The organism is Cupriavidus pinatubonensis (genome assembly GCF_019602855.1).
Classification (GTDB): Bacteria; Pseudomonadota; Gammaproteobacteria; order Burkholderiales; family Burkholderiaceae; genus Cupriavidus; species Cupriavidus pinatubonensis.
The window spans coordinates 3662709-3687617 of sequence record NZ_CP080767.1 but is presented as its reverse complement, the minus strand read 5'-3'; the positions used below and the strand labels follow the sequence as shown (position 1 = coordinate 3687617).

29 protein-coding genes are annotated in these 24909 nt (G+C 66.2%); 17 read left to right on the top strand and 12 right to left on the bottom strand.

The features are described from left to right. The gene (locus K2O51_RS29880) at positions 1-363 is read left to right on the top strand and encodes a DUF2784 domain-containing protein (protein ID WP_011299413.1); all 363 of its coding nucleotides are present in this window, start codon (positions 1-3) and stop codon (positions 361-363) included. Here K2O51_RS29880 and K2O51_RS29875 read toward each other — a convergent pair. The 6 genes from K2O51_RS29875 to K2O51_RS29850 all read right to left on the bottom strand — a co-directional run bounded on the left by K2O51_RS29875 (position 360) and on the right by K2O51_RS29850 (position 7240). Continuing rightward, entirely contained in the window at positions 360-1193 is an 834-nt protein-coding gene (locus tag K2O51_RS29875) for a crotonase/enoyl-CoA hydratase family protein (RefSeq protein WP_220631120.1), read from the bottom strand. The two genes, K2O51_RS29880 and K2O51_RS29875, sit on opposite strands and share 4 nt — an antisense overlap. Positions 1194-1263: 70 nt before the next feature. Further along, on the bottom strand, positions 1264-2925 hold the full coding sequence (locus tag K2O51_RS29870; protein ID WP_220631119.1) for a long-chain-fatty-acid--CoA ligase: 1662 nt from the start codon (positions 2923-2925) through the stop codon (positions 1264-1266). Positions 2926-3001: 76 nt separating this feature from the next. After that, positions 3002-3787 carry an enoyl-CoA hydratase-related protein gene (locus K2O51_RS29865; protein WP_011299410.1) on the bottom strand — a complete coding sequence of 262 codons (786 nt, stop codon included), beginning with the start codon at positions 3785-3787 and terminating at the stop codon, positions 3002-3004. 28 nt (positions 3788-3815) lie between these two features. Beyond that, a complete protein-coding gene (locus K2O51_RS29860; RefSeq protein ID WP_220631118.1) occupies positions 3816-4616 on the bottom strand; it encodes an SDR family oxidoreductase in 801 nt (266 codons plus the stop codon). A gap of 492 nt (positions 4617-5108) precedes the next feature. Further along, the gene (locus tag K2O51_RS29855) at positions 5109-5801 is read right to left on the bottom strand and encodes a GntR family transcriptional regulator (protein ID WP_140949188.1); all 693 of its coding nucleotides are present in this window, start codon (positions 5799-5801) and stop codon (positions 5109-5111) included. A 47-nt stretch (positions 5802-5848) separates the two neighbouring features. Beyond that, positions 5849-7240, bottom strand: coding sequence for a C4-dicarboxylate transporter DctA (locus K2O51_RS29850; RefSeq protein ID WP_011299407.1), 1392 nt, complete (start codon positions 7238-7240; stop codon positions 5849-5851). A 403-nt stretch (positions 7241-7643) separates the two neighbouring features. Here K2O51_RS29850 and K2O51_RS29845 point away from each other — a divergent pair, with 403 nt between their 5' ends. Together K2O51_RS29845 and K2O51_RS29840 are read left to right on the top strand one after the other, a co-directional pair. After that, positions 7644-8897: an allantoate amidohydrolase gene (locus K2O51_RS29845; protein WP_011299406.1), complete on the top strand. Its 1254-nt coding sequence runs from the start codon at positions 7644-7646 to the stop codon at positions 8895-8897. Between the two features lie 49 nt (positions 8898-8946). After that, the gene (locus tag K2O51_RS29840) at positions 8947-10215 is read left to right on the top strand and encodes a M20/M25/M40 family metallo-hydrolase (protein ID WP_220631117.1); all 1269 of its coding nucleotides are present in this window, start codon (positions 8947-8949) and stop codon (positions 10213-10215) included. Positions 10216-10281: 66 nt separating this feature from the next. Here K2O51_RS29840 and K2O51_RS29835 read toward each other — a convergent pair whose 3' ends face one another. Then, positions 10282-10788 carry a MarR family winged helix-turn-helix transcriptional regulator gene (locus K2O51_RS29835; RefSeq protein WP_011299404.1) on the bottom strand — a complete coding sequence of 169 codons (507 nt, stop codon included), beginning with the start codon at positions 10786-10788 and terminating at the stop codon, positions 10282-10284. Between the two features lie 61 nt (positions 10789-10849). Between K2O51_RS29835 and K2O51_RS29830 the strand changes: the two genes are divergently transcribed. Genes K2O51_RS29830 through K2O51_RS29820 form a run of 3 tightly spaced genes read left to right on the top strand, consistent with a single transcriptional unit; the run spans position 10850 to position 12401 of the window. Next, the gene (locus K2O51_RS29830; protein ID WP_011299403.1) at positions 10850-11329 is read left to right on the top strand and encodes a carboxymuconolactone decarboxylase family protein; all 480 of its coding nucleotides are present in this window, start codon (positions 10850-10852) and stop codon (positions 11327-11329) included. 2 nt (positions 11330-11331) lie between these two features. Continuing rightward, a complete protein-coding gene (locus K2O51_RS29825; RefSeq protein WP_373460818.1) occupies positions 11332-11778 on the top strand; it encodes a GNAT family N-acetyltransferase in 447 nt (148 codons plus the stop codon). Positions 11779-11780: 2 nt separating this feature from the next. Continuing rightward, positions 11781-12401 carry an FMN-dependent NADH-azoreductase gene (locus K2O51_RS29820; RefSeq protein WP_220631116.1) on the top strand — a complete coding sequence of 207 codons (621 nt, stop codon included), beginning with the start codon at positions 11781-11783 and terminating at the stop codon, positions 12399-12401. Between the two features lie 4 nt (positions 12402-12405). Here the strand turns inward: K2O51_RS29820 and K2O51_RS29815 are convergent, their stop codons facing one another. Beyond that, complete coding sequence (locus K2O51_RS29815; protein WP_140949210.1) at positions 12406-12990, bottom strand: GNAT family N-acetyltransferase; 585 nt, start codon at positions 12988-12990, stop codon at positions 12406-12408. Positions 12991-13131: 141 nt separating this feature from the next. Between K2O51_RS29815 and arsC the strand changes: the two genes are divergently transcribed. Then, positions 13132-13491, top strand: a complete 360-nt coding sequence (arsC, locus tag K2O51_RS29810; protein WP_011299399.1) for an arsenate reductase (glutaredoxin) — start codon at positions 13132-13134, stop codon at positions 13489-13491. 141 nt (positions 13492-13632) lie between these two features. On the opposite strand, the gene K2O51_RS29805 is transcribed toward arsC, so the two are convergent. The 3 genes from K2O51_RS29805 to K2O51_RS29795 form a co-directional block, all read right to left on the bottom strand. Further along, positions 13633-13863, bottom strand: a complete 231-nt coding sequence (locus K2O51_RS29805; protein ID WP_041679736.1) for a hypothetical protein — start codon at positions 13861-13863, stop codon at positions 13633-13635. Positions 13864-14047: 184 nt separating this feature from the next. Next, a complete protein-coding gene (locus tag K2O51_RS29800; RefSeq protein ID WP_011299397.1) occupies positions 14048-14695 on the bottom strand; it encodes a hypothetical protein in 648 nt (215 codons plus the stop codon). A gap of 25 nt (positions 14696-14720) precedes the next feature. Next, positions 14721-15371 carry an MBL fold metallo-hydrolase gene (locus K2O51_RS29795; RefSeq protein ID WP_011299396.1) on the bottom strand — a complete coding sequence of 217 codons (651 nt, stop codon included), beginning with the start codon at positions 15369-15371 and terminating at the stop codon, positions 14721-14723. A gap of 260 nt (positions 15372-15631) precedes the next feature. Between K2O51_RS29795 and K2O51_RS29790 the strand changes: the two genes are divergently transcribed. Next, positions 15632-16375: a septal ring lytic transglycosylase RlpA family protein gene (locus tag K2O51_RS29790; protein WP_011299395.1), complete on the top strand. Its 744-nt coding sequence runs from the start codon at positions 15632-15634 to the stop codon at positions 16373-16375. 72 nt (positions 16376-16447) lie between these two features. Here the strand turns inward: K2O51_RS29790 and rsmI are convergent, their stop codons facing one another. After that, a complete protein-coding gene (gene rsmI / locus K2O51_RS29785; protein ID WP_011299394.1) occupies positions 16448-17347 on the bottom strand; it encodes a 16S rRNA (cytidine(1402)-2'-O)-methyltransferase in 900 nt (299 codons plus the stop codon). Between the two features lie 11 nt (positions 17348-17358). Here rsmI and K2O51_RS29780 point away from each other — a divergent pair, with 11 nt between their 5' ends. The 9 genes from K2O51_RS29780 (at position 17359) to K2O51_RS29740 (ending at position 24904) form a co-directional block, all read left to right on the top strand. Then, complete coding sequence (locus tag K2O51_RS29780; RefSeq protein WP_220631115.1) at positions 17359-17742, top strand: YraN family protein; 384 nt, start codon at positions 17359-17361, stop codon at positions 17740-17742. Positions 17743-17825: 83 nt separating this feature from the next. After that, complete coding sequence (locus K2O51_RS29775) at positions 17826-18413, top strand: phosphoheptose isomerase (RefSeq protein WP_011299392.1); 588 nt, start codon at positions 17826-17828, stop codon at positions 18411-18413. Positions 18414-18488: 75 nt separating this feature from the next. Next, positions 18489-19262, top strand: a complete 774-nt coding sequence (locus K2O51_RS29770) for a BON domain-containing protein (RefSeq protein WP_425333002.1) — start codon at positions 18489-18491, stop codon at positions 19260-19262. Positions 19263-19386: 124 nt separating this feature from the next. Next, on the top strand, positions 19387-19713 hold the full coding sequence (locus K2O51_RS29765) for a c-type cytochrome (RefSeq protein WP_220631113.1): 327 nt from the start codon (positions 19387-19389) through the stop codon (positions 19711-19713). Positions 19714-19722: 9 nt separating this feature from the next. Further along, the gene (locus K2O51_RS29760) at positions 19723-20982 is read left to right on the top strand and encodes an NAD(P)/FAD-dependent oxidoreductase (protein WP_220631112.1); all 1260 of its coding nucleotides are present in this window, start codon (positions 19723-19725) and stop codon (positions 20980-20982) included. Positions 20983-21081: 99 nt separating this feature from the next. After that, positions 21082-21975 carry an O-acetylserine/cysteine exporter gene (locus K2O51_RS29755; protein WP_011299388.1) on the top strand — a complete coding sequence of 298 codons (894 nt, stop codon included), beginning with the start codon at positions 21082-21084 and terminating at the stop codon, positions 21973-21975. Positions 21976-22050: 75 nt separating this feature from the next. Continuing rightward, the gene (locus K2O51_RS29750) at positions 22051-22467 is read left to right on the top strand and encodes an ArsR/SmtB family transcription factor (RefSeq protein ID WP_140949191.1); all 417 of its coding nucleotides are present in this window, start codon (positions 22051-22053) and stop codon (positions 22465-22467) included. Between the two features lie 69 nt (positions 22468-22536). Next, the gene (gene soxC / locus K2O51_RS29745) at positions 22537-23886 is read left to right on the top strand and encodes a sulfite dehydrogenase (protein WP_220631111.1); all 1350 of its coding nucleotides are present in this window, start codon (positions 22537-22539) and stop codon (positions 23884-23886) included. After that, entirely contained in the window at positions 23870-24904 is a 1035-nt protein-coding gene (locus K2O51_RS29740) for a c-type cytochrome (RefSeq protein ID WP_011299385.1), read from the top strand. The genes soxC and K2O51_RS29740 overlap by 17 nt, the downstream gene beginning before the upstream one ends. Positions 24905-24909 lie beyond the last annotated feature (5 nt).

Genomic DNA, 24909 nt, shown 5'->3' with positions numbered 1-24909 from the left:
ATGGCGAGGTGGCTGGCGGACCTGGTGGTCGTGGTCCACTTCCTGTTCATCGCCTTCGTGGTCGGCGGCGCGCTGCTGCTGTTCCGGTGGCCGCGCGTGGCGTGGGTGCATCTCCCTGCGGCGGCGTGGGGCGTATTCGTGGAGTGGTCGGGCCGCATGTGTCCGTTGACGCCGCTCGAGAATGCGCTGCGTCGGACGGCCGGGGAGGCTGGGTATGGCGGCGGGTTTGTCGAGCGGTATTTGCTGCCGGTGATCTATCCGGCTGGACTAACCCCAGCCATACAGCTGTGGCTGGGTGCGTTTGTGCTTGTCCTTAACGTGGCGATCTACGCAATCTGGTGGCGCCGCCAGCGACTCAGTTAGCGCTGCGCGGGTTCGAACCTCGGCGCACGCTTCTCCAGATTCGCGCGCACCGCTTCACGCTGATTTGGCGATCCGACCAGCTTGTCCTGCTCGACCGATTCCGCCATCAGAATGGCCGCGTCATCGCCGGCCTCGACCACCTCCATCAGCCGCTTCGCAGCACGAATGGCATGCGGGTTCTTCTGTGCGACCTGGCGCGCGGCCTCGAGCGCAGCGGCCCGTGGATCGTCGACGACGCGCGTGGCCAGACCAAGTTCGCACGCCTCGGCGCCGGTAACGATACGCCCCGTGAAGATCAACTCGCGCAGCAGGTCCGGACGCACGAGTCCGCGCGTCAGCACCATGCCCGCCATGTCGGGCACCAGACCCCATTTGATCTCCATGACGGAGAGCTTCGTGTCTGCCGTGACGAAGCGCACATCGGCGCCGAGTGCGACCTGCAGTCCGCCACCGAAGGCCACGCCGTGCACGGCAGCGAATACCGGCACCGGCAGTTCGCGCCAAACCATGCAGGCGTATTGCGGACGGTTCGAAATGCCGTGCACGCGCGCAGCCAGACGGCCCGGACGGATACCCGGATCGCCGCTCGCGCCGCCGCCCAGCATGCCGGCCATGCTTTCCATGTCCAGCCCCGCGCAGAACGCGCGGCCTTCGCCCGACAGCACCACCGCGCGCAGGTCCGGTGTCTGCTTCAATTGCTCGCCAGTGGCGATCAATGCGTCGAACATCGCGGGATCGAGCGCGTTCATCTTGTCCGCGCGGTTGAGACGGACGTCGGCAACGCCGTCTTCGATGGTCACAATGATGCGGTCGGTGCTGCTGGCGCTCATGCGCGGCTCCTTATTGATTCGTACAGTGTTCGGGATGAATGCCCGCACCGGGGAGCGCGAGCATCACGGTCTATGCGATGCGTTCGTCCCGCACGGTCGGCAGGACGTAGTTGCGGTACGCCTCGCGCAGCTTCACCTTGAGCAGCTTGCCGGTGGCGGTGTGCGGCAATGCATCGACGAACACCACATCGTCGGGCACCCACCAGCGCACGACCTTGCCGGCCAGGAAGGCGATCAATTCGGCGGACGTGACTTCGTGGTCCGGGCGTTTCACAACAATCAGCAGGGGCCGCTCCTGCCACTTGGGATGCGGCACGCCAATGACAGCTGCCTCGGCCACGGCGGGATGGCTCATGGTCGCGTTCTCGAGGTCGATCGACGAAATCCACTCGCCGCCCGACTTGATCACGTCCTTGGCGCGGTCGACGAGCTGCACATAGCCTTCGGGATCGATGTTGGCCACGTCGCCGGTATCGAACCAGCCGTCATTGTCGAGCGCATCGTGTTCGGCCTTGAAGTAGGCTGACGCAATCCACGGCCCGCGTACCTTGAGCTTGCCGAACGCCTGGCCGTCGTGCGGCAGCACCCGGCCTTCATCGTCCTCGATACGCAGTTCCACGCCCCACAGCGCGCGGCCTTGCTTGAGCTTGATCTTGAGCTGCTCGGCTTCGCTAAGGCCCGCGTGCTGCGGCAGCAGCGTGTTGATCACGCCGATGGGGCTGGTCTCGGTCATGCCCCAGCCTTGCATCAGCGTCGCGCCGAACTGCTGTTCGAAGCGCTCGATCATCGCCGCGGGCGCGGCCGATCCGCCCACGCCGGCGATGCGCAGGCTCAGCTCGCGCGGATCGATTTCCGGATGCGCGTCGAGATACTGGAACAGCATCAGCCACACCGTCGGCACGGCGGTCGAGTAGTTCACGCGCTCGTCGCGCAGCAAGCGGTACACGCTTTCGCCGTCAAGATGCTGGGCAGGCAGCACCATCTTCGCGCCGTTCATCGCGCACGCATAGGGGAGGCCCCAGGCATTCGCGTGGAACAGCGGCACGATCATCAGGATGCTGCTTTCAGGGCTCACGCCGAACGTGTCGGAGCCGCTCGCCTTGAGGCTATGCAGCACGGTGGAGCGGTGCGAATACAGCACGCCTTTGGGATTGCCCGTGGTCCCTGACGTGTAGCACAGCGACGACGCGGTGCGCTCGTCGAACTGCGGCCATTCGTAGTCCTCGCTGCTGTCGGCAAGCAGGTCTTCGTAGCAGACCAGATTGGGAATGCCGGCACTGGCCAGCGCGGCCATGTGTTCGGGATCGGTCATCGCCACGTAGTGCCGCACGGTCTTCAACTGCGGCGCCAGCTTGGCCACCAGTGGTGCGAAGCAGCTGTCGAAGCAGAGCACGCTGTCTTCGGCGTGGTTGATGATGTATTCGATCTGCTCGGGAAAGAGCCGCGGGTTGACCGTATGCAGCACGGCGCCCGAGCCCGATACGCCGAAGTACATCTCCAGGTGCCGGTGCGTATTCCACGCGAGCGTGCCGATGCGGTCGCCTTCGCTGAGACCCAGCTTCGCGAGCGCGTTGGCGAGCCGCTTCGCGCGGCGGTGCACCTGGTCGTAATTGGTGCGCACCGTGCCGCCTTCCACGGTGCGCGAGATGATTTCCTGTTGCGGGTGGTACGCCGCTGCGTACTCGATCAGCGATGAAATCAACAACGGACGGTCTTGCATGAGGCCCAGCATGATGCGTCTCCCTGTGTTGTTCTCGTGATGCCCCGGGACGGCCATCCCGGGGGTGCTGCAAACGGCGACGGGGCGATCAGCGGCCCTTGAACTGCGGCGGGCGCTTGGCGACGAAGGCGGCCACGCCTTCGCGGAAGTCCTCGCTGCGGCACGCACGCGACTGTTGCGAGGCCTCCAGCTCGAGCTGCGTCGCGAGATCATTGCCGGAGCTCGCGTTGAGCGCTTCCTTGATCAGGCCGTAGGCGAAGGTCGGCATATTGGCGAGGTGGCTCGCCATCTTGCTGGCCTCGGCCTGCAGCGCGTCGTCTGCGTGGACCTTCCACACCAGGCCGATACGCTGGGCTTCTTCCGCATCGATCTTCTCGGCCAGGATGGCGAGCGCACGGGCGCGCATTTCGCCCGCATAGCGCGGCACGAAGTACGTGCTGCCAGCATCCGGCACGAGGCCGATCTTCGAAAAGGCTTGCAGGAACGAGGCCGATTTCCCGGCCAGCACCACATCGGCAGCCAGCGCGAGGCTCATGCCTGCGCCGGCGGCAACGCCGTTCACCGCGCTGATCACGGGCTTGGGCATCTGGCGCAGCGCCAGCACGATCGGGTGATAGCGTTCGCGCAGCAGCGTGCCGGAATCGGCCATCTCGCCGCTGGCGTTCTGGCGCGCGCCCAAGTCTGCGCCCGACGAGAAGCCTCGGCCGGCGCCGGTCAGCACGACGGCGCGCACGGATTCATCGGCGGCGGCACGGTCCACGGCCGCGCGCAGTTCACGCAGCAGTTCCGCGTTGAGTGCGTTCAGGACTTCGGGACGGTTCAGGGTGATGGTGGCCACACCTTCGCTGGCGTGGTAGAGCACGGGGGAAGTCATTGCGGTGTTTTCCTTCGGGAATCGGGGTTCACTTCGTCTTCAGGGCATCGGCCGACGCATCGCCGAGCTTGCTGCCGCCGTCGCAATCCAGGATGGTGCCGGTTACGTAGCGCGCGTTGTCGCAGCTCAGATACAGCGCCGCATCGGCAATGTCCTGCTTGCTGCCGTAGTCGCGCAGCGGCAGGCGACCCTTGTAGCGCGCCTCCATCTCGGGCGTGGGCGCCAGGCGCGCCATGCCTTCGGTATCGGCGATCGGGCCGGGCGAGATGCCGTTTACGCGCACGCCAGCCGGGCCCCATTCCATCGCCAGGCACTTCACGAGCATGTTGATGCCGGCCTTGGCCGCGCACGCGTGGGCCTGGAACATCATCGCGTTCACGCCCTGCGGCGCGGTGATGGCGATCAGCGATGCGCCAGGCTTGTTCAGGTAATCGAACGACGCGCGGAACACATTGAACGTGCCGATCAGGTCGATATCGACCACGGTCTTGAAGCCATTGGCCGACATGCCCACCACGGGCGCCAGGAAGTTGCCGGCCGCGCCCGAAATGACGATGTCGATCGGGCCAAACGTGTCGCGCGCCTGTTTCAGCGCGGCCTCCACCGCGGCGTAGTCGCGCACGTCAGCGGCCATCCCGATGGCGGTACCGCCGGCTTCGGTGATGGTGGCGGCAGCGGCCGCCACGCGCTCCGGATCGCGGCTGATCAGCGCGAGCTTCGCGCCGGAGCGCGCAAAGCTCTGCGCGATGCCAAGGTTGATGCCGGACGAGCCGCCGGCCACGAAAACGGTCTTGCCGGCGAGCGCGTCAGGACGGAATGCACTGGACATGGGATTCCCTCTGTTGAATGGGTGAGCGAGACAAGGCACCGGCGTGCCGATGGCAAGCCGGCGGTTCACGTAAAGGGAGGAGGGGGAGCAGCGAAAAGCAGGGCCGGCTTCAGCGCGCGCGCTTTTCCGGCAAGGTGTTGCAGCAGGCGATAAGGTAGGTGCAATCGTGCATGGTGTCTCCTGTCTTTAGTTATCGCTGGCTCAGGCCTGCGACATGCTAACCCGAAGACGGATTCCGTTCATGCCCCGCCTGCGCAATGCCGCGCCGCAGCAGCGGAAATTATGTGGCGCGGCCGGGCGGGGCGGCAACCGGCAAAGACAGCCTTCCAAAAAGAAAAAGCCCGCACACCGTTGCGGTGTGCGGGCGGCCTGCCAGGAGGAATCAGTCAGGCACGGTGCCCGTGAAGTGCGCCCCCGCGTCTTCACGAGCGGGGTCAATATTGCATCGGCGACCCCGCAAACGCTTTGACCGGGGTCAAGCGGCAAGGCCGGTTACGCGAGCAGTGCCGCTACCAGATCCTTGCCCCGCGCGGCTGGCGGGCTTTCCTCGAAATGCAGGGCGGCCTCGACGTGGCTCAGGTGGTCGACCATCAGCGCCACCGCGCGCTCGACATCGCCAGCACGTGCCGCTTCGATGAACTCGCGGTGCTCGTCGGACGAGCACGCCGCATCGCGGCGCGACTGGTACAGCATGGTGATGACCGCGCTGCGCGCGGACAGCTCGCGCATCATCTCGGTCAGCACGCTGTTGCCGACCACTTCGGCCAGCACGATGTGGAAATCGCCGAGCAGCCGCGTGCGGGTCTGGGCATCGACGCCTTCGATCGACTTGCGCTCGGAGGCCAGGTGCTTGTCGATTCGCTTGTAGTCCGCAGGCTTTGCCTTGGCGACGAACTCCCGCGCGAGCGCCGCTTCCAGGATGCGGCGCACCGCGAAGACCTCACGCGCTTCCTCGGCGCTCGGCTTGGCGACGAACGCGCCCTTGTCCGGCACGATCTGGATGACCTTGTCCTTGGACAGCATCAGCAGCGCCGCGCGCACCTTGGTGCGGCTCACGCGGTAGACGCTGGCCAGGGCTTCCTCCCGCAGCTTGGTGCCCGGAGGCAGCCGGTGCGAGACGATCGCCGCGACGATGTCGTTGGCAATCGCTTCGGCGGTCATGTCGGGATCGATATGCTCGGGCATGGCTTGCTTGGGCGCAGGGCCTGCGCGTTTGGGGAAATGCCGAGATTCTAGCGCCCCGCCGCGGGGGACGGCACCGGCACTGCATTGTGGGCCGCGTCGGCCATCGGCAGGCCTTCGTCCAGCTCGGTGGCCGGCACCACACCGTTGAGCACGTCCCGCGCGCGGTCACGGTCGATGTCCTTCTCCCAGGCCGCCACGACGACGGTGGCGACGCAGTTGCCGATCAGGTTGCCGAGCGCACGCGCAATGCCGATGAACCAGTCCACCGACAGCACCAGCACCAGGCCGATAGCCGGGATAGCCGGGTGCGCCGACAGCGTCGCCGCCAGAATCACGATGGCCGAGCCCGGGATGCCGTGGGCCCCCTTGGAGGTGACCAGCGCCACCGCCAGGATGCCGAGCAGGTCGCCCATCGCCAGCGGCGTGTTGGTAGCTTGCGCGATGAACACGGCGGCCAGCGTCAGGTAGATCGAGAACGCGTCAAGGTTGAAAGAATAGCCAGTCGGGATTACGAGGCCGACCACGGATTTCTTGATGCCCATGAACTCGAGCTTCTTCATCACCTGCGGCAAAACGCTGTCCGACGAAGCAGTACCCAGCACCACGAGCAGTTCGGCGCGCAGGTAGCGGATCAGCTTGATCACAGAGAAGCCGCACAGCCGCATGATGGTGCCCAGCACCACCAGCACGAAGATGGTCACCGCGCCGTAGAACAGCACCACCAGGAAGCCGAGCTGCTTGAGCGAACCAATGCCGTACTTGCCGACGGTGAAGGCCACAGCGCCCAGCACGCCCAGCGGGGCCAGCTTGATGATGAAGCCCATCATCTTGAACAGCGTGTGCGAGAACGTGTCGATCAGGCTCACGAGCGGCTTGGCCTTTTCTCCGACCAGCGACAGCGCACAACCGAACAGCACCGAGACCAGCAGCACCTGCAGCACGTCGCCGCTGGAGAAGGCGCCGATGATCGTGTTCGGGATCAGCTTGAGCAGGAAGTCGGCGGTGCCCTCGCTCTTCACCTTGGTGGCGTTCTCGATATAGCCGGAGATGGCCGACGCATCGAGCGAGCGGGGGTCCACGTTCATGCCCGTGCCCGGGTGAAAGACATAGGCCAGCAGGATGCCGAGCGCCAGCGCGATGGTCGTGACGATCTCGAAGTACACCACCGCCTTGATGCCGACACGGCCGACCTTCTTGAGCTCGCCCGCGCCGCAGATGCCGGCCACGACCACGCAGAACACGATGGGGCCGATCAGCATCTTGACCAGCTTGATAAACGCATCGCCGAGCGGCTTGAGCTTGGCGGCGAATTCGGGGAACAGCATGCCGAGCGCCGTGCCGATCACCAGGGCGATCAGCACCTGGCCGAACAGCGACCGGGTGAAGCGGGTGTGGAGGCGGCCACCAGGGGCGGGGCGCGACTGGACTGCGTGCTGCATGGTTGTCTCCGTACCGGGTCGTTGCCTGGCCTGTCGCCGGGCTGCCCGTTTTGATTCAGGAACGCCTGCAGCCCGGTGCTTCGTTGGCCAATGGGCTGCCGGCCTTGCCGTTCAGGTTCGTGTCCGAGTCACCGGCACATCACCTCCGCGGACTGCCCCCCTGTTGGGACGGAATCCACGCTATCCGTTGTCCGGACCGGATTGTCCGCAGCGGATTGTCTGAACGTGGAACCGAATATAGTGCATATCATTTTTGTATGCAATTTTTGAATTCACTGTGCTACCATGAATCGCACAGAATAGAGCTTCGGCCCATGGGGCGCCTGTACCAGGCATAGCCCCGACTGGCACCTCGCCAGCCAGGCGTGCCGCGGCTTCAAGCCCTTCCAGCAGGAGACAACGCATGGCAGCAAACCTGTCGCCGTCCGCAGACATCGGCACGCGCATCATGACCTGGGCCGACGCCCTGGCCGTTCACACCGAGCAGCCCGGCTTGCTCACCCGCACCTATCTGACCGAGGCGCACCACGGCGCGGCCGCACAGCTGACCGAATGGATGCAGGCCGCCGGCATGACCGTGCGCCGTGACGCCGCCGGCAACGTGATCGGCCGCTATGAAGGCACAGACCCGGGCGCCCCGGCGCTGCTGACAGGTTCGCATTTCGACACCGTGCGCGATGCCGGGCGCTTTGACGGCAACCTCGGCGTGATCCTGCCGGTCGCATGCGTGGCGGAATGGAATCGCCAGGGCAAGCGCTTCCCGTTCGCGATCGAGGTGGTCGGCTTCGCCGAAGAAGAGGGCGTACGTTTCAAGGCGACGCTGCTCGGTAGCCGCGCCATTGCCGGCACCTTCGACAACAACGTCCTCGACAACGTCGACGACAGCGGCAAGACCATGCGCGAAGTGATGGCCGCGGCCGGTTTCGACCCGGCCGGCCTGCCCGCCGCCGCGCACGACCCGAAGAAAGTGCTGGCCTTTATCGAAGTCCATATCGAACAGGGCCCTGTACTGCTCAATGAAGGCCTGCCAGTCGGCGTGGTGACCGCGATTTCGGGTGCGACCCGCTTCGTCATCGAACTCGAAGGCCTCGCCGGCCACGCCGGCACGGTGCCGATGGACATGCGCCGCGATGCGGCCATGGCGGGTGCCGAAATCGGCCTTTACATCGAAAAGCGCTGCGGCGGCAAGCCGGGCCTGGTGGGCACCGTGGGCCAGTTCAACGTGCCGAACGGCGCGACCAACACGGTGCCGGGCCGCGCGGTGTTCTCGATCGACATCCGCGCCGGCGAGGACGCCGAGCGCGAAGCCGCCGTGAACGACGTACTGGCCGAGATCGAACGCGTGTGCGCACGCCGCAACGTGCGTGCGCAGGTGCGCAAGACGCACGAAGCCAAGAGTGTTCCCTGCGCCTCGTGGCTGCAGGAGCAATGGGCCGCCGCCGTCGCCCGCCAGGGCGTGCCGGTGCGCCACCTTCCCTCCGGCGCCGGCCATGACTCCATGGCCATTGCCGCGATTGCCGACGTCGCGATGCTGTTCGTGCGCTGCGGCAACGGCGGCATCAGCCACCACCCGACCGAAACCATGACCGCCGAGGACGCCGAACTGTCCGCGCGCGTGTTCAGCGATTTCGTCGAGCACTTCCAGCGGCAGCAATAAGGCTGTCCCCCGAACGCTTCCTGTTACTAAGATTCCCAGAAAACAAGCCATGACCGCACGAGACAATATGAACCCGATCGAAACCACGCTGACGACGTTCATCGACCAGCATCGCCCGCAACAGGAAGCCTTCCTGGCAGAGCTGGTCAAGGTCCCCTCCGACAACCCGGCGGGCGACTGCGATGCCCACGGCAAGCGCACCAAGGAACTGCTGGAAGGTCTGGGCTTCACCGTCGAAGCGCACAAGGTGCCTGAAGCGCAAGTGAAGGCCGCCGGCATGATCAGCGCGACCAACCTGGTCGTGCGCAAGCAATTCGGCACGGGCGGCCCGGTCATCGCCATGAACGCCCACGGCGACGTGGTGCCTCCGGGCCTGGGCTGGACCAAGGATCCGTACGGCGGCGAGATTGCGGACAGCGAGCACGGCCCGGTCATGTACGGCCGCGGCGTGGCGGTGTCGAAGTCGGACTTCGCGACCTACACCTACGCCGTGCTGGCGCTGATGGAAGCCGAGAAGCAGGGCGCGAAGATCAACGGTGCGGTCGAGCTGCAGTTCACCTATGACGAGGAAACCGGCGGCGACATCGGTCCCAAGTTCCTGCTCGACAACAACCTGAGCAAGGCCGACTACGCGATTTCGGCCGGCTTCTCGTACGGCATCACGTCGTCGCACAACGGCTGCCTGCACGTCGAAGTGACGGTCAAGGGCAAGCAAGGCCACGCCGCCATGCCGCACACCGGCGTCGACGCCATCGAAGCCGCCACGCACATCCTGCAAGCCATCTACGGCTTGCGCGCGGAGCTGGCCACGCGCAAGTCCAAGGTGCCGGGCATCGACACCGCTACGCTGAACGTGGGCCTGATCAAGGGCGGCATCAACACCAACGTGGTGCCGGACCTGGTGACCTTCCGCGTCGACCGCCGCATGATCCCCGAGGAAATCGGCTTTGACGCCGAAGGCGAAATCCGCGCCGTGGTGGAAAAGGCCGCGAAGGACCGTCCGGGCATCGAGGTGAAGGTCGAGCGCATCATCCTGGCCGAGCCGCTGTCGGAACTGCCGGGCGTGGAAAAGCTGATCGGCGCGCTGAAGAGCCGTGCCGAGTCCGTGTTCGGCGTGGAGATCCCGGTGCAAGGCGTGCCGCTGTACACCGACGCGCGCCACTACACCAAGCGCGGCATCCCGACGGTGCTGTACGGCGCCGGCCCGCGCACGCTGATGGAAGCACGCGGCCACAACTCGGACGAGAACCTGCGCCTCAACGACCTGAACCGCGCGACCAAGGTGGTGGCGCTGGCGCTGTCGGACCTGATGGCGTAAGGCTTCGGCATTTCATCGCGAAGTCCGGAGGGCCCGCAGCAATGCGGGTCTTTTCTTTTGTAGATATCACTCCGTCTCGACGGCCAGCGCCACCAGCCAGCGCCGGATGACCTGCTCGTCGGCGTCCGTGAGTCCCGCGCGCAGGCGCGCCTCGTTCTCCTGTACGCGCTCCCGGCATTGCGCGAGCAGCGTCTTGCCTGCCTCCGTCAGGGCGATGTTCTGGATGCGTCCATGCACGGGATGCGGCTGGCGTTCGATGACACTGGCCTTCTCGAGGTTGCCGATGATCAAGCTGACTGTCTGCGGCGTCAGCACCGCAAGCCGCGCGAGATCGGCGTTCGACACGCCCGGGTATGCGCCGATCATCGTCATCACCACGAACTGCGGCGGCGTCACGCCGAGATCCGCGAGCGCTCGCTCCATACGCAGGCGATTCGCGGCGCCGGCCTGGCGGAGCAGGTAGCCCAGATAGCCGCTTTCCCCGCGCTTGCCTTCGCCGGGCGCTGGAATGGGTACGCCCTCCGCGCCGGAATTCCCTGCCACGGATGCGGTCTTTTCCTTGGTCTTGCGCATAATGTCAGTGCTCTTATATTATGTTCGTGCTCTGATATTATCACTTCCAACGGAGGACCCAATGGCGAACACCATGGCACGCATGGAATACCAGCAGTTCACCCAGACCGCTCCCGCCGTCTATGCCGCGCTGGCTGCGCTCAGCAAGGCCGTGACCGACTCCGGACTGGACAAGGCGCTGGTAGAACTGGTCAAGCTGCGCGTCTCGCAGATCAACGGCTGCGCGTTCTGCCTGCAGTTCCACCTGAACATCATCCGCAAGCTCGATGTCGATCCGCGCAAGCTCGACCTGCTCGCGGCATGGCGTGACGCAGGCGTGTTCAGCGACCGGGAGCAGGCTGCGCTGGCCTGGGCGGAGGCCCTGAGCGATCTGTCGGGCCATGGCCCGGGGGATGCCATCTACGCGCAGGTCCGGGAGCAGTTCTCCGAACAGGAACTTGTGTTTCTCGGTACGGCGATCGCCAGCATCAACTTCTGGAACCGTATCGCCGTGGGCTACCGGTTCACGCCGCCGACGTCCGACATCGGAGCTGCGCGATGAATATGCCAATTGAAAAAATCAACGAGGATATTCGTTACGTTGATGATGACGACGATGTAGCGGCCTGCTTCGGCTTGATGCGCCAGCTACGTCCTCATTTGGCTGACGTGAACGAACTCATCGCACGCTGGCGCCGCCAGCAGTCGGCCGGCTACAGGCTGATGGCCGTCTGGGACGAGGGTCGTCCGGTCGCGCTGGCGGGCTTTCGCCTGCAGGACAACCTGGTCCACGGCGTTCACTTCTATGTCGATGACCTCGTCACCGACGAGTCTGCGCGCAGCGGTGGGTACGGCGCCCGGCTGATGGATCGGCTCAAAAATGAGGCACGCGCGCTCGGTTGCACCAAGCTGGTGCTCGATACGCCGCTCACCAACGTGCTTGGCCACCGCTTCTATTACCGCAACGGCCTGCTCGCCTCGGCGCTGCGTTTCAACATCGTTCTGGATTGACCATGCCCAAGCTCCTTTACCTGAGCGTGAGTCCGCGCGCCGAAAATTCCTATAGCCGGCAGGCCGGCGCTCGCATGATCGAGTGGCTGGAACGCCGGCACGGGCCGGTGACGGTGATCGATCGCGACCTTGCCGCCGACCCGGTGCCTCATATCGACGGCGCCATGGCCCGCGCAAGCCTGATGCCGGCTGCGGACCGCGGTCCCGCCGAGCATGCTGCGCTGGCGTTGTCCGAGACGCTGATTGGTGAACTGGAGGCGGCAGATATCGTGCTGATCTCCACGCCGATGCACAACTTCACGGTGCCGTCCGCGCTCAAGGCCTGGATCGACCATGTGGTGCGATCCAACCGGACGTTTCGCAGTACGCCTGCCGGCAAGGTCGGCCTGCTGGCGGACCGCCCGGTGCTGGCCGTGGTATCGTGCGGCGGACCGTTCCATGACGGGCCGGGCAGCCAGCGCGACATGATGACGCCTTACCTGCAGTATGTATTTGGCTCGGTCGGCATCACGCAGGTCGAAGTGGTGCGCATGGAGAATATGGCGCGCGGCGAGGATTTCGTCGCACGCGGCTTTGAGCGGCTCAATGCGTGGACGGGGAGCCTGGCAATCCGGGCAGCCTGAACGGCTACTCGGCCAGCGTCCCGTTGCCAGCGCCAAGCGGCCGCTGCATCAGCACCGTATCGATCCACTGCCCGTGCTTGAAGCCGACCGCTTCCAGCCGGCCGACCGTGCGGAAACCGAGCCGCTCATGCACGGCGAGAGAGCCAGCACCCTCGCCGCTGGCGGTGCAGGCGACCACCGCGACCATCTGCCGCCACGGCCCGGTCTCGCAGCGCGCGATCAGCGCTTCCAGCAAGGTTCGCCCCAGACCTTCGCCTACACAGCGGTGATCAATATAGATGGAGTCCTCGATGGCGTACCGGTAAGCACTGCGCGCACGGTATGACGAGGCATAGGCGTAACCGAGCACCTCACCATCGCGCTCCGCGACCAAGTACGGCAGTCCCTTGCGCAAGACTTCGGCCATGCGCAACTGCATGTCGTCCACACCGGGCGGTGTTTCCTCGAACGAGGCGCGGCCGTGCAGCACGTGGTGAGCGTAGATCGCCTGGATGGCCGGCACGTCGGCCGGGCCGGCATCGCGAAGGGTGAACGGTTTGCGTTGCTGTCCGGCTCTCGCCGGGGGCAGGGAAATCGGGGAAATCGTCATGGGAATCGGTGTCGCCGCCATGGTTGGCAATCGTAGTGTGCGAGCCATTCAGCACAATGCATGCCGGCATCGGGCAGCAGGCTTGCACAGCGCTGGTGCACGTATATAGTGCGTGATTATTCGACAAGAAGGACACCTGCCATGATCACCATCTATCACAACCCTCGCTGCTCGAAATCGCGCGAAACGCTGGCCCTGGTCGAGGCCGCCGCCGAACGCCTCGGCGAACCGGTGGAGGTCGTGGAGTATCTGAAGTCGCCGCCTTCGCTGTCGACGCTGCGGCAGCTGCAGACCATGCTCGGGGTGTCGGCGCGGGAAATGATGCGGGACAACGAACCGCCGTATCAGGAGCTGGATCTGGCTGATCCAGGGCTCACGGATGCCGAATTGCTGGCGGCCGTCGCCGACAATCCAATCTTGCTGCAGCGGCCGGTAGTGGTCAGGAACCGGCGGGCCGCGATCGGGAGGCCCCCGGAGAAGGTGGTCAGTTTGTTGGGGTGATTTGGGGGCTCGGGGTGCTTGAAGACGTTGTTGTTCCTGGCGCACGCCCGGAACGACAACGCATAAAAATCAAAACCGGCCTCCACCCGAGGCAGAGGCCGGCCCGGTCAGCTAAACCAGATAGCTTCAGGTTGAGTCGTCTTAAGGAACACCCAACCAGTGCATAGCTTCCTGACCGAAAGCGATTGCCGCCAGCACCACCAGCAGCACGACCAACGTAACCGTACTCACATATAGCGTCGCCTTGGCGACTTCGGCATCTTCATCCGAGGTGTGTCGATGGGTGATTTGTGAAGCATTGCGCTCGGCGGGATGCGGCCAATGGATCCGGCCGGCCAGTTCCTTGAAGTGCAGGTCGGTAGGAATACGCATGATCAACACCTCCTCGGCGGGGGCCGCGCAGGCCGGGCAACGCGATGGCGCAGGCAGATGGCGTGATTGCGCTGGTCCGCGAATCGCAAGTCGTCAGGTTTCACCCGGTGCCGCCACCTGCATCTTTACTATAGGCGGCCTGCCGGCAGATGCCAGTCCGCGCACATACGGCGGAAACAGCGGCTCACTCCGTCACCGGCGGAGGTGAAGGTTCGCTTGCGTCGGAGACCTCGCCAGCAGCCAGCCGGGCTTCACGCGCGCGGACTTCGGCAAGCATGTTGCAGAACAGAGCGCCCTGTTCCAGCGCATCGTCGAGCGCCACGTGGGTGTGGGGCAGCGGATCCTTCCACGCAGCCGGAAATGCCGGCTTGACGGCCTTGCGATAAGGCAGGCCGGTCAGCGCGAACCCCAGCGTCTTGACGTCCAGCGCGGCCCAGCCGAACGGCGAGCGGCCGACGAAGCGCATCATGTACCAGAACATCCACGTGAAATCGAAGCCGGCCGGGAAGGCCACGAACACAGGCTTGCCGGGCAGGCTTTCGACCCACTCGACGTAGCGGACCATCGCTGCCTCGGGCCGTTGCAGGTCGCGCCGGCAGGCGGTCCAGGCCTCGGGCTGCGTTTCCCACCATTGCATCTGGACCGGATGGCCCACCGCGCCGGGCAAAGTCTCCAGGTTGGCCGAGAACGTGCCGACCACGGTCTTGTCGGCGAGCATGGCGGCCGATGCGAACGACAGCATCGAATGCGGGCCGGGAATCGGTCCGTCAGCCTCGATGTCGGTGCTGACGTAGATCTCCGGGCGGGTGTCGGGAGCTTGCCGCTTTGCCATGGCGCTTGCGGAAACGGCCTGTGGTTCAGGCTGCGTCGATGAGGTGATCGGCCACGAACGGGTTGTTGCGACGCTCTTCGCCGAATGTGGATACCGGGCCGTGGCCCGGAATGAAGGTCACGTCCTCGCCCAACGGCCACAGGCGCGTGCGGATCGAGCGGACCAGGTCCGCATGATTGCCGCGCGGAAAGTCCGTGCGGCCGATCGAGCCGGCGAACAGCACGTCGCCGACCACGGCGAGCCGGTTGGCGCGCGAGAAGAACACCACGTGGCCGGGCGTGTGGCCGGGGCAATGGTAGACCTCGAGCGTCTCGCCGCCGAACTGGACCGTATCACCGTCCTGCAACCAGCGCTGGGGTTCGAACACTTCGGCCTGGCCGAAGCCGAAGCGGCGGGTTTGCTCGGGAAGCTGGTCGATCCAGAAGCGTTCGTCCTCGTGCGGACCTTCGATCGGAATGCCGAGTTGCCGCGACAGCGCCGCGGCGCCCGCGCAATGGTCGACATGGCCATGCGTGAGGAAGATCTTTTCCAGCGTCACACCCTGTTCCTTCACGGCCTCCAGGATGCGGTCCAGGTCACCGCCGGGATCGCAAACGGCGGCCTTGCCGGTGTGCTCGTCGATCAGCAGCGAACAGTTTTGCTGGAAGGGCGTGACGGGGATCAGCAGGGCTTTCATGGGTGTCTTTTCGTGGGCCGCGACAGGCTCGGTCGCATGCGGCAGGTTGTGCCGGCATTGTAGCGCCGGCAGGCGGAAGGGCCGGCGGCGAGCTCTAAAAGCGCCTCTTAAATCACCATTCCCCGAAAATATTGTGTCGGCCGCAATCCCTTGCCAGGCGGGGGATTGCGGCGAATTGAGGGGCCATTCGTGCGAGATCGCACATAATTCGTAACAAAATCAATGCTATAGACGGAACTGTACGATGATAGACTCGCGCGATGAACTGGATTCTGCCGATCTTCTCCGGCTGGCAGCGGCTGGCAAAACTGGGCACATGCACGGCATGTGCCGCGGTTCTGGCCGCCTGTGCGACGCCGCCCGAGGGCGGCAGCTCCGCCGATGCCGGGACCTCTGGCGCGGTGCCGACCAAGGCTGCCCGCGCGCCCAAAATTGCCAAGGCCGACAAGCCCGATACCGGTAGCTGGAACCTGTTTGGCCTCGATCAGGACGACAGCAGCCTGAGCGGCCGTTCGCTGGACGGCCTGCGCGCCGACATGGGCTCGTTCGAGCAACGCGGCATGGCTTCCTGGTACGGCAAGGGCTTCCATGGCCGCAAGACCGCCAACGGTGAACGCTTCGACATGCGCGCGATGACCGCGGCGCATCCGTCGCTGCCGCTCGATAGCTGGGTGCTCGTGCGCAACCTGCGCAACAACAAGGTCGCCGTACTGCGCATCAACGACCGCGGCCCGTACCACGGCAACCGCGTGCTCGACGTGTCCTATGGTGCCGCGCGCCGCCTTGGCTTTGTCGACCACGGCGCCACGCAGGTTGAAATCCGGCGGCTGTCGCGCACGGAAGTCGCCGCGCTGGGCCCTCAGTTTGACGCAGGTGGCAACGAAGCCGGCGATGGTGCTGGCGATGACGACGTTGCTGTGCCGGAACTGGCCAACTCGCTGGCGCCGACCAAGGGCAGGTCGTCCGCGAAGGCCAGGTCGACGGCCAAGCGCAAGCGCCACTGATTCGGCGCGGGCCGACGCATGCCGCCACGCGCCCCGGCCCGTCCCCCCGCCTTCCTCTTTCTCCGCTTCCCTTCAGTCCCCGCCGCGCTGCGCCAGCGCCAGCTTGTACAGCGCATCGGTACTAGCACCAGTGATCGCGGCGGCCAGCTTGGCCGCGCGCTTGGCGGGCAGTTCCGCCAGCAACAGCGACAGCACGCGCTGTGCTTGCGCGTCGGGCGCCCCGTCATCGGCCGCATTCGCCGCGGCACCTTCCACCACCAGCACGAATTCGCCCTTGGCCCGCGTGGCTTCGGCCGCCAGCCATGCCGGCGCCTCGGCCACGGTCATTACCGGCGTCTCCTCGAACAGCTTGGTCAGTTCGCGCCCGACCAGCAGCCGGCGCGCGGGCGGGAGGCCCGCGGCCAACGCGGCCAGTGTCTCGGCGATGCGGTGTGGCGCTTCGTACAGGACCCAGGCATGATCGAGCGCCGCCAGCGCGGCAATGGCCTCGCCGCGTGCCTTGGGTTTGCTCGGCAGGAAGCCGACGAAGGTGAAGCGGCCCGCGCCGGTGTCGAGCATTTCGCCGGCGACCGACAGCGCCGCCACGGCGGCACTGGGGCCGGGCAGTGGCACCACCGGCAGGCCAGCGGCGCGCACTGCCTCGACCAGCCGTGCGCCGGGATCGGAAATGCCCGGCGTGCCGGCATCCGACACATAGGCAATGCGCTCGCCCGCAGCCAGGCGCTGCACGATGCGGCCTGCCGCTTCGCGCTCGTTGTGCTCGTGCACGGCAACCAGCGGGCGCTGCAGGCCCACGCGCGACAGCAGTTGGCCCGTGTTGCGCGTGTCTTCGCACGCGATGGCGTCGGCCAGCCCCAGCACATGCAGCGCACGCAGCGACAGGTCCGCCACATTGCCGATCGGAGTCGCCACGATATACAGCGTGCCGGCCGGGTACGACTGGCCGGCCGCCAGCGAGATCCAGTCACTCATGAGAACTTCCGTTGATTCCATCATTCAAAAGCACGACGCAGGCACGCGGCGCGCTGGCTGAGGACCGCGCGCTCGCTCACCTGCAGCGGCACGGCCTGCAGCCCGTGGTGCGCAATTATCGCTGCAAAGGCGGCGAGATCGACCTGGTCATGCGCGCGCCGGACGGCACGCTGGTATTTATAGAAGTGCGCCAGCGCAGCGCGAGCGCGTTTGGCGGCGCCGCGGCCAGCGTGACGCCGGCCAAGCAGCGGCGCGTGGTCCTGGCGGCTCAGCACTACCTGTCTACGCTGGCGCAGCAGCCGCCGTGCCGGTTCGACGTGGTAGCGCTGGCGCCGGGCAGGCTCGAATGGCTGCAGCATGCGTTCGATCTCGACACAGCCGGCGAGGCAGGCTGAGTGGGGCTCGGCGGCCGCGCTGGTTCATAATGCGCGGTAACGCGGCCCGTGCCGCGACAGCAACAACAAGGCCCCCTCGAGCGATGAGCATCGAAAGCATTCAGCAGCAATTCCTGGACAGCGCGGAAGCCAAGCGGCAGGCCGCGGCCGTGATGGCGCCGTATATCGACGCCGCGGTGGAGCGCATGGTCGGCGCGCTGACCAGCGGCAACAAAATCCTGGTGTGCGGCAACGGCGGCTCCGCCGCCGACGCCCAGCACTTCGCCGCCGAACTGGTCGGGCGCTTCGAACGCGAGCGGCCCGGGCTGGCGGCGATTGCGCTGACCACGGACAGCTCGATCCTGACCGCCATCGGCAATGACTATGACTTCAGCGTGGTGTTCTCCAAGCAGGTCGAGGCGCTGGGCCAGCCCGGCGACATCCTGCTGGCGCTCTCCACGTCGGGCAACTCGGGCAACGTGATCGCCGCCATCGAGGCTGCGCGCCAGCGCGACATGAGCGTGGTCGCGCTGACCGGCAAGGGCGGCGGCCAGATCGGCGCCATGCTCGACGAATTCGATATCCACCTGTGCGTGCCGAACGAGCGGACGGCGCGCGTACAGGAAGTTCACCTGCTCACCCTGCATTGCCTGTGCGATGGCATCGACGAGGCATTGCTCGGCGAAGCCTGATCCACTTACCCCAGCTACAGCAAGGACAGCATGAAGAATCTGCCTTTCCAGGCCTCCCGCCTGACCCGCATCGCAATGACAGCCGCCGTGCTAGCGGTTGGCACTACCCAGCTCGCCGGCTGCTTCCCGGTGATGGCCGGCGCCGTGGCCAGCGGCGTCGCGGTGGCCACCGACCGTCGCCCGACCGCCACGCAGACTGTGGACCGCGGGCTGCAGATGGAGGCCGACAGCACCCTCAGCTCGCGCTACAACGGCCAGGCGCGCGTGAGCGTCACCGTATTCAACCGCAAGGTCCTGCTGACTGGCGAAGCCGCGAACGACAACGTGAAGCAGCAGGTCGACCAGTACGTGCGCGGCCTGCAGAATGCACGCGTGGTCGTCAACGAACTGGAAATCACGTCTTCGCCGTCGTTCATGACGCAGACCCAGGACACCTATCTGACCAGCGCAGTCAAGACCCAGCTCATGACCGCCGAGGGCGTGCCGTCGAACTCCATCAAGGTCACGACCGACAAGGGTGTGGTCTACCTGCTGGGTATCGTCACCACGACCGAGGGCGACCGCGCCACGGAAGTCGCCCGCAATACGAGCGGCGTCACCAAGGTGGTCAAGGCTTTTGACTACGTCAGCGAAGCGGAGCGCGCGCGCCTGGATCAAGCCTCCACCTCGCAGAACCCGCCGCCCGACGGTACCGTCGGTACGCCCGCACCGGTGCAATCGGTGCCGGGCGTGGGTGGTCCGGTCACTGCGCCCGCCGGTTCATCCGCCGCCAACGGCGCTGTCGCGAGTCCCGTCGCCTCGCCCGTAAGCTCCCCTGTGGCGCTGCCGCCCGGACGTAGCCTTCCCTGATCGGCATGGGGACCAGAGGTCAGCGCGGACTGCCTGACCTCATGAGGATTCCGCGCCACCTGCCCGCGCGCGATGTGATACGGTTGCCACGCGCCGCCCGCCGGGCGGACTCAGGAGCGAGACCATGTCAAGGATCCCCATGCCGGCGGCACTGGCCGCGCTGGCCTTGCCGATTGCGTGCGGCGCCGCTTCCGCGGCCGATACGGACTCCGCGGCACTGCGCGCGCGCGATCACGCCGCTGCCTGCACCAGTTGCCATGGCCCGCAGGGCCGCCCGCCTGCGGGTAGTCCAATTCCGGCGCTGGCCGGGCGTCCCCAGTCCGAACTCGTTGCCCAGATGCAGGCGTTCAAGGCCGGGACGCGTCCGGCCACCGTCATGCACCAGATCGCCAGGGGCTACAGCGACGAGCAGATCACCGCCATCGCGGCGTGGTTCGCCGCCGTCAGGTAGGAGCGCGCCATGCAACGACGCAACTTTCTGAAGGCGGCGGCTGGCGCCGCTGCGCTGGGTACGCTAGGCGCGCGCGCAGCCGCGCCGGCGAAGGTCGTGGTGGTTGGCGGGGGCTATGGCGGTGCCACCGCCGCGCGCTACTTGCGTGAGTGGAGCGGTCATGCCATCGATGTCACGCTGGTCGAGCCAAACGCGGCTTTTGTCTCGTGTCCGCTGTCCAATCTGGTGATCGGCGGCAGCCGGCGCATGGAAGACATTACCGTGCCGTACGACGCGCTGGTGCGCCGCCATGGCGTGAAGCTCGTGCGCGACAGCGCCGTCGCCATCGACCCCGGCAAACGTACCGTACGCCTCGCCGGTGGCGTGACGCTGGCCTATGACCGCCTAGTGCTCTCGCCCGGCGTCGATATGATGAACGACGCGCTGCCGGGGCTGCAGCAACCCGGCGGCGACCAGATCCTGCACGCATGGAAGGCTGGTCCGCAGACGCTCGCACTGCGCCGCCAGCTCGAAGCGATGCGCAATGGCGGGACCTTTGTCATCAGCATCCCGCTCGCGCCGTACCGCTGCCCGCCGGGCCCATACGAGCGCGCGTGCCAGGTCGCGCACTATTTCAGCCGGCACAAACCGCGCAGCAAGGTGCTGATCCTCGATGCGAATCCGGACATTACCTCCAAGGCGGCACTGTTTCGCCAGGTTTGGGCCACGCAGTACAAGGGCATGGTCGAGTACCGGCCGCAGTACAACGCGGTGGACGTGGATCCGGCTACACACACCCTCAAGTTCGACGTGCAGGACGACGAGCGGGCCGATGTGCTGAACGTGCTGCCGCCGCAGCGTGCGGGAGCGATCGCAGTGTCGGCGGGGCTCGCGACGGCCAACGGGCGCTGGTGCGAAGTCGACTTCCTCACGTTCGAATCGCTCGCCGTGCCCAATATCCACGTGCTCGGCGACGCGATCCAGATCGCGCCGCTGATGCCGAAGTCGGGGCATATGGCGAACCAGCATGGCAAGGTCGCGGCGGCGGCCATCGTCGCGCTGCTCTCCGGCAATACGCCGGACGCGGAACCGCTCTACAACAATACTTGCTACAGCTTCACGTCCGACCGCGAAGCCGTGCATGTGGCGAGCGTGCATCGCTACGATGCGGCGCAGAGGACGATGATCACGGTGCCAGGTTCGGGCGGATTGTCGGCCGCGCCGAACACGCCCGAGGGCGATCTGGCACTGGCCTGGGCGAAGAGCATCTGGGCCGACATGCTGAGCTAGCCGTTCCGCATAAACCGCAAGAACGTGCAATGCCCCGGGCCGGGGCGCTGCTACGCTGGGGCTTTCCGAATCCGCCCCCGCGCTGCACGCCCATCCGCCATGCAACCCAAAGACCGTCTCCTAGCCCTGGCCATCGTCTGCGTCTGGGGCGTCAATTTCGTCGTCATCAAGGTAGGGCTGGCGGGCGTCCCGCCGATGCTGCTGGGCGCCTTGCGTTTCTGCCTGGTCGTGTTCCCGGCGATTTTCTTCGTGCCGCGCCCGCGCGTACCCCTGCGCATGCTGCTGGCGTACGGGGCGACCATCAGCCTCGGGCAGTTCGCGTTCCTGTTCTATGCGATGGCCGTCGGCATGCCGGCCGGGCTCGCGTCGCTGGTGTTGCAGTCGCAGGTGTTCTTCACGGTCGGCATTGCCGCGCTGTGGCTGGGCGAGCCGCTGCGCTGGCATAACCTGGCCGGCATGGTGGTGGCGGCGGGCGGCCTCGTCCTGATCGGCTCGGGCGCTGCAACGGGTACGGGGGGAATGAGCACCGCCGGGTTTCTGCTGACGCTTTGCGGAGCGGCGAGCTGGGCGACCGGCAATATTGTCAGCAAGAAGATTGGCCCCGTCGACTTGCTCGGCCTGGTGGTGTGGGCGGCACTGATCCCGATCGTGCCGTTCGCACTGCTGTCGCTGTGGTTCGAAGGCCCGGCGCGCATCGCCGCCAGCCTGACCCATATCTCGGGCATGGGCGTGTTCGCGGTGCTGTACCTGGCGTTTGCCGCGACGGTGTTCGGCTACACCATGTGGGGCCGGTTGCTGACACGCTACCCGGCCAGCCAGGTTGCGCCACTCACGCTGCTGGTGCCGGTGGTTGGGCTGCTGGCCGCGCATGGCTTGCTTGGCGAAGACCTGTCGTTGCCCCAGTGGCTTGGCGCGGCGGTGGTCATGGCCGGCCTGCTGCTCAACGTTTTCGGCGGCCGTCTGTGGATGGGCCGGCGTTTCGCGCGCCGCTGATCTCTAGCGAGTTCTGGTGCCGCCGTGCGACTGGCGGCACAATCATGCTGTTCTGCATCAATGGGTAAACACTATATGCGCAATCACGCATATACGAATATATTGGACGGCATGGAAGAGCTGGATCGCGTGTTCGAGAAGGTGTCGGGATATTTCAGCCTACTGGCGGAGCCAACGCGGCTGAAGATCTTGCACGCCCTGTGCGATGGCGAGAAGCCGGTGAACACGGTGGTGGAGACGGTGGGTTCGTCCCAGACCAATGTTTCGCGGCATCTCAACGCGATGTACCGCTCGGGCGTGCTGTCGCGCCGCAAGGAAGCGAACCTCGTGTTCTACGCCATTGCGGACGAAAGCGTGGTGGAACTGTGCCGCACGGTCTGCGTGCAGGTGGCCAGCCGGCTGGAGGACAATGCCTTGCCCTCCAACGCGGTCGACCGCTTCATGACCCAGCCTGCACCGTCCCCCGCCCGCCGGCGCAAGGCCGCGCAGTAGCCTAGCTCTTCCTGCAAACCGCATCAGAACAGGCGCGCCGCCACCGCTGACGCGCCGGAGGAGACGGCATTGCAGGAACGCACACCGCGCGGGCGCATCGTGTCCGCGCCCGAGCACTTCGTCAGCGCATCGCTGCAGCAAGACATCGCCCGGCACGGCCTCGACAGCCCGCGGCGCGACTTCCTGCGCAAGAGCTTCCTTGGCGCCGCAGCCGGCGTGGCTGCGGCAACGCTGGGCCGGCGTGCGCTGGCTGGCGAGGGCGATCCCGCCATCCTCGAGCCGCAGCCTTGGGCCACGTCGCTGGGCCAGCCAGTGGCGGCGCGGCCGTACGGCCAGCCCTCCGTTCATGAGAAGAACCTGGTGCGGCGCGAGTCGCCGGGTCTGACGCGCGTATCGGCCGCTTCGGTCGCGTTCGCGCCGCTGCAGGGCCTGTTCGGCATCATCACGCCCAATGGCCTGCATTTCGAGCGGCACCACCAGGGCTGGCAGGACATCGACCCGGCCCGCCATCGGCTGATGATCAACGGGCTCGTCAAGGCACCGCGCGTCTATACGATGGATGACCTGATGCGCCTGCCCTCGGTGTCGCGCATGCACTTCATCGAGTGCGGCGCCAATACCGGCATGGAGTGGGGCAACGTCGCGGTGCCGACCGTGCAGTACACGCACGGCATGCTGTCGTGCTGCGAATTCACGGGCGTCCCGCTCAAGGTGTTGCTCGACGATGCCGGTGCAGACTTCCGCCGTGGCAAGTACCTGCTGGCCGAAGGTGGCGATGGCTCAGGCATGACCCGCACGATCCCGATGGAGCTGGCCAACGAGATCATCGTCGCATGGGGCATGAACGGCGAAATGCTGCGCCCCGAGAACGGCTATCCGTTGCGTCTCGTGGTGCCGGGCGTACAGGGCGTGTCGTGGGTCAAGTGGCTGCGCCGGCTGGAACTTGGCGACCAGCCGTGGAACGCGAAGGACGAGACCATCCACTACGTCGACATGATGCCGGACGGCAAGCTGCGCCAGTACACGTCGATCCAGGAGTGCAAGTCGGTCATCACCTCGCCGTCGGGCGGGCAGCAGATGGTCGGCCAGGGCTTCTACAACATCAGCGGGCTCGCCTGGTCCGGGCGTGGGCGCATCCGCCGCGTCGATGTCTCGACCGACGGCGGCCGCAACTGGCGCACGGCGCGGCTGGAGACGCCGGTCCTGTCCAAGTGCCTGACGCGCTTCAACCTGGATTGGGTCTGGGACGGCGGCCCGGCCATCCTGCAGAGCCGCGCGATCGACGAAACCGGCTACGTGCAGCCGAAGATGGCGCAGCTTCGCGCGGTGCGCGGCACGCGCTCGATCTATCACAACAACGCCATCCAGAGCTGGCAGGTGGCGCAGGGCGGGGAGGTGTCCAATGTCCATGTGGGCTGACATGGCACGCGTCCTGGCACTTGCCGCCGGTTGCGCGGTCTCGGCGGCATGGGCTGGCACGGCCGACACCACCGCGGCACGCGCGGCGCTGGGGCGCACCGCCACAGCAGCGGAAGTCGCCGCCTGGGACATCGACGTGCGCCCCGACTTCCAGGGCCTGCCCAAGGGCAGCGGCACGGTGTCGCAGGGCCAGAAGATCTGGGATGGCAAGTGCGCGTCCTGCCATGGCGACTTCGGCGAATCGAACGAGGTGTTCTCGCCGATCGTGGGGGGCACCACGGCCGACGATGTCCGCACCGGCCGCGTCGCCGCAATGACCGGCAACCAGCCGTACCGCACGACGCTAATGAAGGTGAGCACGGTCAGCACGCTGTGGGATTACATCCACCGGGCGATGCCGTGGAATGCGCCGCGCAGCTTGAATGCCGACGATGTCTATGCCGTCACGGCGTATCTGCTGAACCTCGGGGAGATCGTCCCGGCCGATTTCACGCTGTCGGACGCCAACATCGCCGAAGTCCAGCGCAAGATGCCGAACCGCAACGGCATGACCACGAACCACGGCATGTGGCCCGGTCGTGGTCGGCCCGACACGCGCAACACGGCATGCATGAAGGACTGCGAAGCGACAGTGAAGGTTGTCTCGGCGATGCCAGCGTACGCACGCGACGCGCATGGCGACCTGTCCCAGCAACAACGCGGGTTTGGGCCGACGCGCGGCGTGGCAGCGCTGACGACCGCGGCGACGGTGGCTTCCGCGCCGGTCGCACCCGGCGCAAAGCTCACCGGCCAGTACCAATGCATGGCCTGCCATGCGCTCGACCGGAAAGTGGTCGGCCCGTCATTTTCGGATATCGCGAGCAAATACCGCGGCCAGGGTGACGCGCACGCCGCGCTGGAGCGCAAGGTCAAGGCCGGCGGGCAGGGCGCGTGGGGCAGCGTGCCGATGCCGCCGCAGCCACAGATCCCGGATTCGGACATCCGCGCGATGGTAGGGTGGATTCTTGAGGCAAAATAGCGGGC

What these genes read in the sequence shown, in the direction of transcription:
- K2O51_RS29880 (WP_011299413.1), top strand. Translation starts at nt 1, where the DNA reads ATGGCGAGGTGGCTGGCGGACCTGGTGGTCGTGGTCCACTTCCTGTTC.
- K2O51_RS29875 (WP_220631120.1), bottom strand. Translation starts at nt 1,193, where the DNA reads ATGAGCGCCAGCAGCACCGACCGCATCATTGTGACCATCGAAGACGGC.
- K2O51_RS29870 (WP_220631119.1), bottom strand. Translation starts at nt 2,925, where the DNA reads ATGCTGGGCCTCATGCAAGACCGTCCGTTGTTGATTTCATCGCTGATC.
- K2O51_RS29865 (WP_011299410.1), bottom strand. Translation starts at nt 3,787, where the DNA reads ATGACTTCCCCCGTGCTCTACCACGCCAGCGAAGGTGTGGCCACCATC.
- K2O51_RS29860 (WP_220631118.1), bottom strand. Translation starts at nt 4,616, where the DNA reads ATGTCCAGTGCATTCCGTCCTGACGCGCTCGCCGGCAAGACCGTTTTC.
- K2O51_RS29855 (WP_140949188.1), bottom strand. Translation starts at nt 5,801, where the DNA reads ATGCCCGAGCATATCGATCCCGACATGACCGCCGAAGCGATTGCCAAC.
- K2O51_RS29850 (WP_011299407.1), bottom strand. Translation starts at nt 7,240, where the DNA reads ATGCAGCACGCAGTCCAGTCGCGCCCCGCCCCTGGTGGCCGCCTCCAC.
- K2O51_RS29845 (WP_011299406.1), top strand. Translation starts at nt 7,644, where the DNA reads ATGGCAGCAAACCTGTCGCCGTCCGCAGACATCGGCACGCGCATCATG.
- K2O51_RS29840 (WP_220631117.1), top strand. Translation starts at nt 8,947, where the DNA reads ATGACCGCACGAGACAATATGAACCCGATCGAAACCACGCTGACGACG.
- K2O51_RS29835 (WP_011299404.1), bottom strand. Translation starts at nt 10,788, where the DNA reads ATGCGCAAGACCAAGGAAAAGACCGCATCCGTGGCAGGGAATTCCGGC.
- K2O51_RS29830 (WP_011299403.1), top strand. Translation starts at nt 10,850, where the DNA reads ATGGCGAACACCATGGCACGCATGGAATACCAGCAGTTCACCCAGACC.
- K2O51_RS29825 (WP_373460818.1), top strand. Translation starts at nt 11,332, where the DNA reads ATGCCAATTGAAAAAATCAACGAGGATATTCGTTACGTTGATGATGAC.
- K2O51_RS29820 (WP_220631116.1), top strand. Translation starts at nt 11,781, where the DNA reads ATGCCCAAGCTCCTTTACCTGAGCGTGAGTCCGCGCGCCGAAAATTCC.
- K2O51_RS29815 (WP_140949210.1), bottom strand. Translation starts at nt 12,990, where the DNA reads ATGACGATTTCCCCGATTTCCCTGCCCCCGGCGAGAGCCGGACAGCAA.
- arsC (WP_011299399.1), top strand. Translation starts at nt 13,132, where the DNA reads ATGATCACCATCTATCACAACCCTCGCTGCTCGAAATCGCGCGAAACG.
- K2O51_RS29805 (WP_041679736.1), bottom strand. Translation starts at nt 13,863, where the DNA reads ATGCGTATTCCTACCGACCTGCACTTCAAGGAACTGGCCGGCCGGATC.
- K2O51_RS29800 (WP_011299397.1), bottom strand. Translation starts at nt 14,695, where the DNA reads ATGGCAAAGCGGCAAGCTCCCGACACCCGCCCGGAGATCTACGTCAGC.
- K2O51_RS29795 (WP_011299396.1), bottom strand. Translation starts at nt 15,371, where the DNA reads ATGAAAGCCCTGCTGATCCCCGTCACGCCCTTCCAGCAAAACTGTTCG.
- K2O51_RS29790 (WP_011299395.1), top strand. Translation starts at nt 15,632, where the DNA reads ATGAACTGGATTCTGCCGATCTTCTCCGGCTGGCAGCGGCTGGCAAAA.
- rsmI (WP_011299394.1), bottom strand. Translation starts at nt 17,347, where the DNA reads ATGAGTGACTGGATCTCGCTGGCGGCCGGCCAGTCGTACCCGGCCGGC.
- K2O51_RS29775 (WP_011299392.1), top strand. Translation starts at nt 17,826, where the DNA reads ATGAGCATCGAAAGCATTCAGCAGCAATTCCTGGACAGCGCGGAAGCC.
- K2O51_RS29770 (WP_425333002.1), top strand. Translation starts at nt 18,489, where the DNA reads ATGACAGCCGCCGTGCTAGCGGTTGGCACTACCCAGCTCGCCGGCTGC.
- K2O51_RS29765 (WP_220631113.1), top strand. Translation starts at nt 19,387, where the DNA reads ATGTCAAGGATCCCCATGCCGGCGGCACTGGCCGCGCTGGCCTTGCCG.
- K2O51_RS29760 (WP_220631112.1), top strand. Translation starts at nt 19,723, where the DNA reads ATGCAACGACGCAACTTTCTGAAGGCGGCGGCTGGCGCCGCTGCGCTG.
- K2O51_RS29755 (WP_011299388.1), top strand. Translation starts at nt 21,082, where the DNA reads ATGCAACCCAAAGACCGTCTCCTAGCCCTGGCCATCGTCTGCGTCTGG.
- K2O51_RS29750 (WP_140949191.1), top strand. Translation starts at nt 22,051, where the DNA reads ATGCGCAATCACGCATATACGAATATATTGGACGGCATGGAAGAGCTG.
- K2O51_RS29740 (WP_011299385.1), top strand. Translation starts at nt 23,870, where the DNA reads ATGTCCATGTGGGCTGACATGGCACGCGTCCTGGCACTTGCCGCCGGT.